Annotated in this window: 13 protein-coding genes; 3 read left to right on the forward strand and 10 right to left on the reverse strand. The window is 64.3% G+C overall.

Annotated elements, in window-relative coordinates; genetic code table 11:
• Window positions 1–12 precede the first annotated feature (12 nt).
• The 4 genes from mftD to mftA are packed head-to-tail and all read right to left on the reverse strand — an operon-like array spanning window position 13 to window position 2,898.
• Entirely contained in the window at window positions 13–1,191 is a 1,179-nt protein-coding gene (gene mftD / locus CH293_RS01905; protein WP_020111190.1) for a pre-mycofactocin synthase MftD, read from the reverse strand.
• Between the two features lie 13 nt (window positions 1,192–1,204).
• Entirely contained in the window at window positions 1,205–2,437 is a 1,233-nt protein-coding gene (gene mftC, locus CH293_RS01910; protein WP_094719184.1) for a mycofactocin radical SAM maturase, read from the reverse strand.
• A 55-nt stretch (window positions 2,438–2,492) separates the two neighbouring features.
• Window positions 2,493–2,783, reverse strand: coding sequence for a mycofactocin biosynthesis chaperone MftB (mftB, locus tag CH293_RS01915; RefSeq protein ID WP_037113524.1), 291 nt, complete (start codon window positions 2,781–2,783; stop codon window positions 2,493–2,495).
• A gap of 1 nt (window position 2,784) precedes the next feature.
• Window positions 2,785–2,898 carry a mycofactocin precursor MftA gene (gene mftA / locus CH293_RS01920; protein ID WP_080733121.1) on the reverse strand — a complete coding sequence of 38 codons (114 nt, stop codon included), beginning with the start codon at window positions 2,896–2,898 and terminating at the stop codon, window positions 2,785–2,787.
• A gap of 115 nt (window positions 2,899–3,013) precedes the next feature.
• Here mftA and mftR point away from each other — a divergent pair, with 115 nt between their 5' ends.
• Both mftR and mftM read left to right on the forward strand, forming a co-directional pair.
• Entirely contained in the window at window positions 3,014–3,643 is a 630-nt protein-coding gene (gene mftR / locus CH293_RS01925; protein ID WP_037113526.1) for a mycofactocin system transcriptional regulator, read from the forward strand.
• 12 nt (window positions 3,644–3,655) lie between these two features.
• Window positions 3,656–4,489 (forward strand): mycofactocin oligosaccharide methyltransferase MftM, encoded by an 834-nt coding sequence (gene mftM / locus CH293_RS01930; protein ID WP_094719185.1) that lies wholly within the window; start codon window positions 3,656–3,658, stop codon window positions 4,487–4,489.
• Here the strand turns inward: mftM and CH293_RS01935 are convergent.
• From CH293_RS01935 to CH293_RS01950, 4 genes are all read right to left on the reverse strand, one after another.
• Window positions 4,482–5,132: a response regulator transcription factor gene (locus CH293_RS01935; protein ID WP_026347503.1), complete on the reverse strand. Its 651-nt coding sequence runs from the start codon at window positions 5,130–5,132 to the stop codon at window positions 4,482–4,484. The two genes, mftM and CH293_RS01935, sit on opposite strands and share 8 nt — an antisense overlap.
• Window positions 5,129–6,475, reverse strand: a complete 1,347-nt coding sequence (locus tag CH293_RS01940; RefSeq protein WP_037113530.1) for a histidine kinase — start codon at window positions 6,473–6,475, stop codon at window positions 5,129–5,131. The genes CH293_RS01935 and CH293_RS01940 overlap by 4 nt, the downstream gene beginning before the upstream one ends.
• Window positions 6,472–7,689: an iron-containing alcohol dehydrogenase gene (locus tag CH293_RS01945; protein ID WP_037113532.1), complete on the reverse strand. Its 1,218-nt coding sequence runs from the start codon at window positions 7,687–7,689 to the stop codon at window positions 6,472–6,474. The genes CH293_RS01940 and CH293_RS01945 overlap by 4 nt, the downstream gene beginning before the upstream one ends.
• A 178-nt stretch (window positions 7,690–7,867) precedes the next feature.
• Window positions 7,868–9,118, reverse strand: coding sequence for an MFS transporter (locus CH293_RS01950; protein WP_037113533.1), 1,251 nt, complete (start codon window positions 9,116–9,118; stop codon window positions 7,868–7,870).
• A 99-nt stretch (window positions 9,119–9,217) separates the two neighbouring features.
• On the opposite strand from CH293_RS01950, the gene CH293_RS01955 reads away from it, so the two are divergent.
• Window positions 9,218–9,817 (forward strand): TetR-like C-terminal domain-containing protein, encoded by a 600-nt coding sequence (locus CH293_RS01955; RefSeq protein ID WP_094719186.1) that lies wholly within the window; start codon window positions 9,218–9,220, stop codon window positions 9,815–9,817.
• Here the strand turns inward: CH293_RS01955 and CH293_RS01960 are convergent.
• Complete coding sequence (locus CH293_RS01960; RefSeq protein WP_037113537.1) at window positions 9,749–10,519, reverse strand: glutamate racemase; 771 nt, start codon at window positions 10,517–10,519, stop codon at window positions 9,749–9,751. The two genes, CH293_RS01955 and CH293_RS01960, sit on opposite strands and share 69 nt — an antisense overlap.
• 5 nt (window positions 10,520–10,524) lie before the next feature.
• Window positions 10,525–11,697, reverse strand: coding sequence for a cystathionine gamma-synthase (locus CH293_RS01965; RefSeq protein WP_037113539.1), 1,173 nt, complete (start codon window positions 11,695–11,697; stop codon window positions 10,525–10,527).
• Between the last annotated feature and the right edge of the window lie 108 nt (window positions 11,698–11,805).

An 11,805-nucleotide genomic window follows, 5' to 3' on the forward strand; every position in this document is an offset into this window, starting at 1 on the left:
GGACACCCTGGGTCAGACGCCGAGCTTCCGGTCGAATCCGAGCGGCATGACTACATCCGACGGCGACAGGTCGTGCACCGACGAATGTCCGAGGCCGAGAACCGCCGAATCCACACCGCCTCGCAGGATGTCGAGAACATTCTCCACACCTGCCTGCCCGTTGGCGGCCAGACCCCACAGGTAACCGCGCCCGATCAATACCGCCTTGGCGCCGAGGGCGAGGGCCTTGACGACGTCGCTTCCCCTTCTGATTCCACCGTCGAGAGTGATCTCGATCTGATCGCCGACGGCATCGGCGATCGCAGGCAACGCGCGGATCGGTGCCGGGGTCCCATCGAGGTTGTTTCCGCCGTGGTTCGAGACGGAGATCGCACTGACTCCCGCGTCCACGGCCTTCTTGGCGTCGTCGACGCGCATGACCCCCTTCAACATGAATGGTCCACCCCACTGCTCGCGCAGCCAGGCGACGTCCTCCCACGTCGGAAGCGGGGTGCCCATCCATTCGCCGTACGCACCGAAGAACGTCGGCGCGGCACCACCGTCGGGCGGCGTGAGGTTCGGGGTGGTCAGGTCAGGAATCTTCCCGGTCTTCGCGAACTCCCACAACCACTTCGGGCGGGTGATGCCCTCGGGCGCGAACTGCCACATCGCTTTCAGATCCATCTTTTCCGGAATCGACGGGCTACCCCAGTCGCGACCGTTGGAGAAAGACCAGTCGAGCGTCATGATCAGACCCACCGCGCCCGCTGCACGCGCACGCTCCATACGTTGCAGCAACACTTCTCGAGAACCGACCCAGTACATCTGGAAGAACGTCTGCGGGTTCGCCGCCGTGACCTCCTCGACGGACTTGCTCGCGAACGAGGACAGTCCGATCGGAATTCCACGCGCCGCGGCCGCCCTGGCCACGGCGACCTCACCGTCCGGGTGTACGGCCTGCACACCCGTCGGCGAGATCATGACCGGGAATGACAGTGGTTGCCCCATGACCGTCGTCGCAAGGTCACGCTTGTCCGACAGACCTGCCACATGGGGCGCGAAACCGAGCTCGCCGAACGCCGCGGTGTTGTCGTCGACGGTGATTCCCCGTTCCGAGCCCGCCACCAGCGCGGCGTACACGGACTTGGGCAGACGCTTCTTGGCGCGCCGTTGCGCCTCGGCAACGGTTTCGAACCACGCACTCTTGGCCATGATGTATTTCTTCCTATTCCATTCCTGCGAGCGGGTTCTCGTCGCAGATCTTTGCCGGGGGCCGCATCATCAACGTGAGCGGAACCGATTTACGGGGTGTCTTACGCTCACCGGAGCGAGAGTGATCGACGCTGGACTTGGGGATCTCGCCTGCCGCCGCCAGCGCGAGTTCGCCGTTGCCGATCACGCATTCGGGGTCCGGGCCGTCCATCGGGAGACCGGTGAAGAATTTCGCTGCCATGCAGCCGCCTCGGCACGAATCGAAGAACGAGCACTTGGTGCATGCACCCGACGTCTGCGGCGATCGCAGTTCCTGGAACAACTCCGATGTCTGCCAGACGGATTGAAATCCGCCCATACCGTCTTTTGCGTCACGGACGATGTTCCCGGCGAGGAACTGCTCGTGGATTGCGAAGGGGCACGCGTACACGTCCCCGATCGGATCGATCAAGCACACGACACGGCCGGCGCCGCACAGATTCAACCCGGGCAGCGCGTCACCGAACGCGGACAGGTGGAAGAAGGAGTCTCCGGTGAGTACGCCTTCGCCGTTGGCGACGAGCCAGTTGTACAGCTCGCGCTGCTGACCCGCCGTCGGGTGCAGATCGTCCCACACGTCGGCACCGCGACCCGAGGGCCGAAGTCGCGTGATGCGCAGCGTCGCACCGTACTTGTCGGCGAGCGCTTTGAAGTCGTCGAGCTGACTGACGTTGTGGCGAGTGACGACAACTGAGATCTTCGCGTCCTTGAAACCTGCCTCACGCAGATTCTCGAGTGCGCGGCACGCCATGTCGAACGAACCGGGCCCACGTACTGCGTCGTTGACCTCTGCAGTTGCTCCGTCGATGGAGATCTGCACGTCGACGTAGTCCGAGGCGGCCAGACGAGCAGCCACTTCCTTGTTGATCTTGACGCCGTTGGTGGAGAATTTCACTCCGACCTGATGGGCGGTCGCATAGTCGACGAGTTCCCAGAAATCCGAGCGCACGGTCGGCTCGCCCCCGCCGATGTTGACGTAGAAGACCTGCATCTTCTGCAACTCGTCGATGATCGATTTGCACTGCTCGGTACTCAGTTCGCGTGGATCTCGCCGGCCCGAGGACGACAGACAGTGCACGCAGGAGAGATTGCAGGCATAAGTCAGTTCCCAGGTCAGACAGATCGGCGCGTCGAGGCCGAGTTCGAACTGGTCGACCAGCTTGCCCACCGCGGGTGGTGGCGCCGGCCTTTCGAGCATGGAGGTCATTTCGCTGTCCTCTCGAAGACAGGGGGTGTCGAACAACGGAAGGGCTGTTCCGGTGTCAGAGCTTGGTGATCATCTTCGAATCGGCCAGAGTGGCGAGCGCTTTCACGTACGGCGCGCGGGCCGACTGATCGATTCCGGCTGCGGAGATCGCGGACCGCATATCCGGATGCTGGGGGAAGGATTCGATGATCGCTACGATCGTGCGATTCTTCAGAAAGGAGAGCTTCCGTGTCCCGAAGTGGTAGAGCAGCGCCCCGAAGGATTCGGGACGCAGCGCCACCTGCGGGTGAAGAGCCCACCGAGCGTCGAGGTCCACAGCTGGGAGTGCCTTCACGGGTGCCGACATGTCAGTAGACGCCGCACATGCCGTCGATGGACACTTCTTCCACCAGCGACTCCTCGACCAGGTCGGATTCGACTACGGCTGCGTTCGTCACATCGGTCTTCGGGTTCTGAGACATCGGTGTACCTCCATCGGCGAGAATTATCGAACGGATCACAGTCATCGGTGACAGTGACTTGGTTCACCACCATAATGGCATCGAGTGCATAAAGACACCTATCGGAGAGAAAAAAGTGGTCAGTCGCAGGAAACCGTCCAGCCGGGTAGGTCGACGCCCGTCCACGACGCGGGGGCAAATCAGCGACATCGCGATCGAACTGTTCGCCAAGAACGGTTTCGACTCCACGAGCGTCGACGACATCGCCGACGCTGCGGGGATCGCCCGTCGCACTTTCTTCCGATACTTCGCGTCCAAGAACGCGGTGCCATGGGGCGATTTCGACGAGCAGTTGACCGCGCTGCGCACCCTGCTCTGTTCGCTCCCCCACGATGTTTCCCTCGCCGACGGCATACGGTCGGCGCTCCTCCAGTTCAACACCTTCCCCGACGACGAGACGCCGGTTCATCGCCAACGCATGGAGCTCATCCTCCGCAATCCCGCGCTGCAGGGTTACTCGATGCTGATGTACGAGGGGTGGCGTGAGGTGATCGCCCAATACGTGGCAGCCCGAACCGATTCCGCGCCGACCGACCATTTTCCGCGAACAGTTGGCTGGATGGTCCTCGGTGTGGCAATCTCGGCGTACGAGCAGTGGTTGACGGACGACGAGCTCGATCTCGCTTCATTGCTGTCCGATGGCACTCGCACCCTGTACGCCGGTCTCGACACCGGTGCCGGCACACAGGGCCCGGGTGCACTCTAGGAAAGACTCGATATGACCGAACTCGACGCGCTCGCCCCGGCACACCAGGGGCGATGGACTCACGACGGCGTGACCGTCGAATTCTCCGCGTCCCTCGCAGCGGGCACGGTCGACGTGCGCTGCACCGCACCACTACTCGTCGAGCACGCTCTGTCGTCCGCTCACATCGGTGAAAGCGTGGTGCAGAGAGTCACGGATCTGAATCTGTCGCAGCGCGAGTTCGAACTCGTCATGGTCGGGCTCGTGTTGACCACCGTGTCCGATCCGGTGCAAGCGTGGACGACCTACTACCGAAATTCACTCGACGACCTCCTCTCGGGTGCCGCCGATTTCGCGCCGGTGCACGCACGTGCCGAGGCTCTCGTCACGGGGTCCGTCCTGGATCTCGGATCCTGCTTCGGGTTCTTCCCGCTCAGGCTCGCCCTCGACGGTGTCGACGTCACCGCCACGGACCTGTCCGCCGGGACCATGAATCTGCTGCGGACCGTCGCTCCGCATCTGGGCGCGACCCTCGACGTACTCACCTGCGACGCATCGGGGATTCCGGTGCCGCCGAACAGCGCGGACACGGTCACCGCTCTTCATCTGCTCGAACATGTCGACGAAGAACTCGGCGCCGGAATCATCGACGAGGCCATTCGGATCGCTCGTCGTCGAGTCGTGATCGCCGTGCCGTACGAAAGCGAAGCAACGGCATGCCACGGACACGTCAGGACCTTCGACGGCGCTGCGCTGGACAGGATAGGGCTGGGTTCCTCCCTGCCCTACCAGGTCGACGAATTCCACGGAGGCTGGTTGGTTCTCGACACCACGCCCGCCGACGCGCGGGCGGTGTCGATCAGATGAGGCCCTGCTTGCTGGCCGCGTAGACGGCTTCCGCTCGCCGACTCACCCCGAGCTTGCGCATGATATTGCTGACGTGGAACTTGACCGTGGTCGCCGAGATGAACAATCGGGTTCCGATGCTGTTGTTGGACAACCCCGTTGCCAGAAGTCGCAGCACTTCCAGCTCACGGTCGGTAAGCCGCTCGACGGCGGACCCCTGTCCGTTGAGCGACCTGATGACCGCTGATGCGCTGCGAGAGTCGAAGGCGCTCTCACCACGAGACACGGCCCGAATCGCTCGGACGAGCTCGGTGGTGTCGACGTCCTTCACGACGTATCCCCGTGCGCCCGCATGCACGGCCTCCACCACGAGCCGGTCGTCGAGAAATGTCGTCAGGACCAGCAGCCCGATGGTCGGATGCGCTCCGGACAACTGTGCGCACAGGGCGAGGCCCTCGTAGTCGGTACTGGCGGACAATTTGAGGTCCATCAGCACGATGTCCGGCTTCACGCGTTCGACGACGGCGAGGCCCTCGGCCCGCGAGGATGCTTCGCCCACGACGGACAGATCCGCTTCACGTTCGAGAACGGATCTGAGTCCGTCTCGCAGAATGGCGTGATCGTCCACGAGCACGATTCTGACCACAGTCGTCGATACGGTCATGATTGCTCACTCTCTCGAGAAGGGATGCGTACCGAAATGCGCACTCCTCCGATTCGGGCCCGCCGGATTTCGAGAACACCTCCGTGCTCACGTGCTCGTGCTGCCATGTTCGCGAGCCCACGATGCCGTCCGTCCACATCGTTGTTCTCCGCCAACCGCTGCATCAGGCGCAGATGCCCCGGGTCGCCGTTGCCGTCGTCGGCAATCGAGAGCGATACTCCTGCGTCGCGATACGCGAGTCGGATGACCGCTCGGTGCGCGCTCGCGTGAACAGCGGTGTTGAACAACGCTTCACCGGCGATACGCAACAGATCGTGTTCGCAGTCGCTGCCCAATTCCACCGGAGTGCCCTCCACCCGAAGCGAGACCTGTAGTTCGTCGGGCATGTGCACCACGGACAGTTGTTCCAGCATCTCGGGGAGCGACGTGCGGTCCGCGTCCTGGGCGTGATTGAGGGCATAGATCGCCGAACGTAGCTGCTCGACGGCACGGCGGGTGAGATCCTTGGCCAGATCCAGTCTTTCGGCACGTTCGTCGGCCGGGATGTCACCGAGGCAGACCTCGATCTGCATGCCGGCGGACAGCACTGCTTGAGTGACGCTGTCGTGCAGCTCTCGTGCGATTCGGTGGCGTTCCTCGTCCAGGACCTGATGACGATGTGCGGCGCCCAGCTGGCGTTGAGTGGCTTCGAGTTCGGCATTGCGGACAGCGAGATCGGCAGCGGTACGGTGCGCTTCGGAGTAGGCGTTCTCTGCGCGTTCGAGAAGAACTCGCCGGCTCTGATACAGGGCCGAATTCTGCAGTGCCACAGCGGTTTGACTGGCCAGAATGCTGAGGACTGCGGAATCGGTCGCGTCGAGCACGCGATGGGTCGATGTCCACGCGGCGAAAGCGCCGACCACGCCGCCGTCCAGTGCGATCGGAACGAAGGCGTGGTGGGTTTCGATCTGCGGGTCCCGACCGTCGCCGATCCTCGCCAGTCTGATCGACTCCAGGCAGTCCACGACGTCGTCCGGCAACGGAGGGCCGACGACGTTGTCGACCAGGAACGGCGTGGCATCCGGCCCGAGTACGAGGCGCCGGGGCCCGGCGTCCGGCAGTGCACCGTCGGCGAGAGCGAAGACCACCCACTCCGCGCTCAGGTGAGCCCGTGCGGCTTCGGCGACAGCACAGATCAGCGTCTCCGGTCCGTCGACCGTACGTACCAGGGCACGAGAGATCAGTTCGAGTGCATGTACGACGCGTTCGAGCCTCTCGGCGGCGCCACGGTACTGCGGATAGAAGGTGCTCTTTCCCGACCGCAGCCCTGTCAGCAGCGACAGGTCCGGCTGCTGGGCCGTCACAGCGCGGTCCTGAACAAAGCCGCCATCTCCTCGTGGGACGCGTGACGCGGATTGGTGGACATGCACGCGTCGCGCAACGCGTTGGTGGCGAGTACGTCGATGTCGTCGTCGCTCACTCCGATCTCGGCGAGGCCCTTCGGGACTCCGACCTGGCGCGCGAGTTCTTCGACGCGGGCGGCGACAGCGAACGCCGCTTCCTCTGCCGGTCCTCGGCCCTCGGGCAGACCGAGACTGGTTGCGATTGCTACGTACGGCATCGGATCGGTTGCTGCGTTGAAGCGGATCACGTGCGGCAGCAGCACACCGTTGATGACCCCGTGGGGCAGGTCGAGCAGTCCCCCGACTTGATGGCTCATCGCGTGGGTGGCCCCGAGGATGGCGTTGGTGAACGCCAGTCCGGCCTCGAGGCTTGCCTGCGCCATGGACGTTCGTGCCGTCATGTCGGTCGGGACGTCCATGGTCTGTGCGAGGTGCGAGGTCACCATCGTCACGGCGCGAAGCGCGTGGTGGTCGGTGAGCTGGTTGTGGCCGAGCGAGACGAATGCTTCGATCCCATGAGTGAGGGCGTCGAGACCGGTTGCAGCATTGAGCCATTCCGGCATGGTGGTGAGCAACCGAGGGTCGATGACGGTGATGTCGGGAACGAGCGCGCGACCGAGAATGGTGATCTTGGTCGAACGGGTCGTGTCGGTGACGATGCAGAACTGCGACACGTCGGCTCCGGTCCCCGACGTCGTCGGCACCATCACGAGCGGCGGAATCGGCCGCGTCGCGCGATCGACCCCCTCGTAGTCCAGTATCGAACCACCGTTTCCCGCCAGTACCGCGATTCCCTTCGCGGCGTCCATCACCGATCCGCCACCGATCGCGACGAGGACGTCGCATCCCGACTCCTGATAGATCTCGTGACCCGCCTCTATCTCGATGTCTTTGGGGTTGGGCGTGAGCCCGCTCCACGACGTCGGCGACAGCCCCTGAGCTTCGAGGTGATGCACGAGCTGCGCGACCCATCCGGTGTCGAGGAGGCCTGCGTCGGTTACGACCAGCGGGCGTCGCGCCCCGAGGCGAAGGGCTGCGTGCGCTACTTCGCCGAGCGAATCCTGCCCGAACACGATTTCCGGCGCATGGAACTTCAGCACGCGCGGCGCCTCGACGGAACTGCGGTGCGAGTGCAGATCGTGCAGCGCCTGCCCGGTCTCGGCAGTCTCGATCATCGGCGCCCCTGAACGTTGCGGTAGCGGAGTGGCCCTCTACCCTGTGATCAAGGTTACAGCGCCACGCGAAGGCTCCCCACCAGCCGACGGCCAGGTAGGTACCTGCCCGATCGGGTAGGTACGGTGCCGCGAACGCGGCCGCCGTCGCCACCGTGGCACTTGCTGATCGTGCTCGGTGTCACCCGACCGAGCTCGCGCTGCCGCTGCGGGACGCGAGAACGAACCCGGTGGACGAGATGACCGCGAGAACGATCACGAAGGCGCCGTACAGCAGCGTGGTCGGTTCCAAGCCGAACGTGTGCACCGCGATCCCGCCGACGACGGCCGGGACACTGAAAGCCAAGTAGCTGATCACGAAGGTGGTCGCGAAGACACTTCCACGCTCGTCGGCGGGAACCAGGCCACCGAGTGTGCGCATGGCACCGAGGAACGTCGCGCCCCATCCTGCGCCGGCGACGACCGATCCGACGAAGTACAGCGGAATCGTTTCTGTCGCAACGGAGACCAGCGACACCGCCACACCGAGTGCCAGCACGAGCGTTCCCACGATCATCACAGCACGCGGCGGCAAACGCCGCACTACGGCAGCAGCGATCGCACCGGAGAAGAACAGCGCGAAAATCTCGACCCCACCGATGATGTGATTGTCGATTCCGAAGATCGTGCCGATGATCGACGGGCCGAGGGACAGGTGGAACCCACCGAGCGACCACGTCGCGATCAGAGCAGGCACGATCATGAGGAAAGGAATTCGTGCCCCGGTCGGGAACGCGACCTTCGGCAGGAGCAGGCGAGCAAGGTGACGCTTGGAGTCGATGGTGCGAAGCGACGACGTCTCCGGGACGAACACAACCGCTGTTGCGAGCAGAACCACCGCGGCGATCAAGAGCGCGTAGACCAGTACGGTCGGTGCGGGCGCCAACTGTACGAGCAGCCCGGAACCCAGCGCGCCCGTCGCCAGCCCCACCGACGGTGCGACGCTGTTGACCAGTGGCCCTGCCGTGCTGTTCGGCTGCAGATCGATCACAGCCGCACTCAGCGCACCGGTAGCCGTACCCGCGGCAAGACCTTGCACCACCCTGGCGGCAATCAGGCCACCGACCCCATCCGCGGAGATGAACAGGACGAGACTGATCGCCAGCATCACGAGGGCACCGATCAGGATCGGCTTGCGTCCGACATGATCGGACAGACCGCCCACCGTGAGCAGTGCCAGAAGCAATGCCAGGGCGTACACGGCGAACACGACGGTCAGCATCGTCGACGAGAACCCCCACGACACCTGGTACACGGGGTAGAGCGGTGACGGCGCCGCGGACGACGCCATGACCACGAGGTAGGTGACGCCGATGGTCCAGAAGGCAAGGGACGCGGGCATTCGCCTCGAGGATGCGACGGGAATCGTCGAGCCGAGATCGGTGTTGACCATTCGAAGCCTCCGGGCGGGTCGCTAAAGCCAAGATCATTGCTTTAACTCACGATATACCGAGCCATCACTTAAAGCCAATCGGTTTGCAATAATGGCGGAATGTCCGAAGTCGAGCCGTCCACCGCCCGCCGCCCCGGCGGCAGAAGCGCCCGGATACGCACCCTCGTCCATCGGGCCGTGACCGATTTGATCGACGACAACGCCGAACAGCTGACCGTTCCGCTCGTCGCCGAGCGTGCAGGCGTCGCCGCGACCACCGTCTACCGACGGTGGGGAGACATCGACACGCTCAGAACCGAGGTGGCACTGGAAGTTCTCGCCGCGGATGCCGACGTGCCGGATACCGGCGACCTGCGTCGCGATCTACACGTGTGGTGCGAGTTTCTCGTCACGGACATCACACGCCCGGAGAAAACCGCGCTGCTTCGCTCCCTGATCGGAGCCATGCGCGACACCGACAGGAGCCGTTGCCTCGACAAACGCGAAGACCAGATCGACACGATCCTGCGGCGTGCCACGGAGCGCGGAGACGACGCGCCGTCGCACCGTACCGTCATGGACCACGTCGTGGCCCCCCTCTACTTCAAAGTCGTCTTCGGACTCGGCGGAGCCGACGCAGCCTTCGCGCGGTCACTGGTGGACGATGTGCTCGCCCGCCAGCAATCGGCCCTCTCGATGGGCGAGAGCACTGGCCGGTAGAGACCCAGCTCGCCCACTCATCGACACCGTGACCGTCCCACTGCCGCCGGTCGACTCCCCCAGCTGATCGATCCTCCGAAGCGCCTGCCGCGCAACAGCTTCCGCACTGTCGAACAATCGAGTTCCCGGCGGCAGGGCAGCGGCGATCTCGGTTGCGACCAACGGATAATGCGTACACCCGAGCACGACGGCATCCACGTCGTCTGGAGTGCGGTCGGCGGCATCGCGAATCGCTGCGGACACAGCGGAGGAATCTCCGCGGTCGATCGACTCCGCGAGCGCGTGACACGCAACGGGGGTAACCGCACGACCGGCCGCAAACTCCTCGATCAGGCGCGCCTGATACGCACTGGCCGTAGTGGCCGCCGTCGCCCACACCGCGAACCGATCACTATGTTGCGCTGCAGGTTTGATGGCCGGAACTGTACCGATCACCGGCACGGACCCCACGTGCGCACGCAGGTGCGCCAACGCCGTCACACTCGCCGTGTTGCACGGCAGCACGAGCGCCTCCGCTCCGGCCTCGATCCCACGATCCGCGGCGGCGAGAACACGCTCGATCACCACGTCGTCCTGTTTCGGACCCCACGGCGCATTGTCGGGATCCATCAACAGGATCAGATCGAGCTCGGGGCGCAGCTGCTTCAGCCACGCCGACGTCGGCAACAGGCCGAGCCCCGAGTCGATCAATCCGACGAGCATTCGATTCAGCCCAGTGCTTGCTCGACGTCACCGACGAGATCGGCTGCGTCCTCGATGCCGACAGACAAGCGAACCAGGTCGTCGGGTACCTCCAACAACGAACCGGCTGTCGACGCGTGCGTCATGGCGCCCGGGTGCTCGATCAGCGACTCCACACCTCCGAGCGATTCGGCCAGAGTGAAAATCTCGGTCCGCGCGCAGAAATCCAGAGCGGCCTGCTTCCCGCCGTTCAAGCGCACCGAGATCATCCCGCCGAACCGTCGCATCTGCTTCGCCGCGACCTGGTGCGACGGGTGCGACGCCAAGCCCGGGTAGATGACCTGAGAGATTGCGGAATGGCCACTCAGCAGCTCCACGAGCTTCTCTGCGTTGTCGCTGTGCCGTTCCATGCGCAAGGCGAGTGTCTTGATGCCGCGGAGCGTCAGGAATGCGTCGAACGGGCCTGGCACGCCGCCTGCACCGTTCTGCAGGAACGCGAACGCCGCGTCGAGTTCCTCGTCGTCGGTGACGAGCGCACCACCCACGACGTCGGAGTGGCCGCCGATGTACTTGGTCGTCGAGTGCAACACGACGTCGGCACCGAGCTGCAGCGGCTGCTGCAGGTACGGCGACGCGAACGTGTTGTCGACGACGAGCTTGGCGTTCTTCTCGTGGGCAACACCGGCGAGAGCCTCGATGTCACCGACGTTCAGAAGTGGGTTCGTCGGGGTCTCGACCCAGACGAGCTTGGTGTTGGGACGGATGGCGTCACGGACCGCATCGACGTCGGACACCGCGGCTACCGAGTACTCGATACCCCACTGCGTGAACACTTTGTCGATCAGCCTGAACGTACCGCCGTAGGCGTCGTTGGGGATGACCAGGTGGTCGCCGGGACGCAACGTAGCGCGCAGCAGCGCATCCGTGGCTGCCATTCCCGACGAGAACGCACGGCCGTACGTACCCGACTCGATGGCGGCGAGATTCGCTTCGAGCGGCCGACGCGTCGGATTACCGGTGCGGGCGTATTCGAAGCCACTGCGCATCCCGCCGACGCCGTCCTGAGCGAACGTCGAGCTCGCGTAGATCGGGACATTGACCGCGCCGGTCAGCGAGTCCGGCTCGTAGCCGGCATGAACCGCCTTGGTCGAAAACCCCTGCCACGAACTGCTGTCTGCCTTGCTGCGCTGCTCACTCATGACTTTCAGCCTAATAGGGTCATTACTGCAGGCTCCACTCCCGCCTGGTTGGGTCATTACTGCAGGCTCCACTCCCGCCTGACAGGCGAGAGTTCTGGGTAGCCTTCG

Origin of the sequence: Rhodococcus sp. 14-2470-1b (assembly GCF_002259415.1) — a bacterium.
Lineage (GTDB): Bacteria > Actinomycetota > Actinomycetes > Mycobacteriales > Mycobacteriaceae > Rhodococcoides.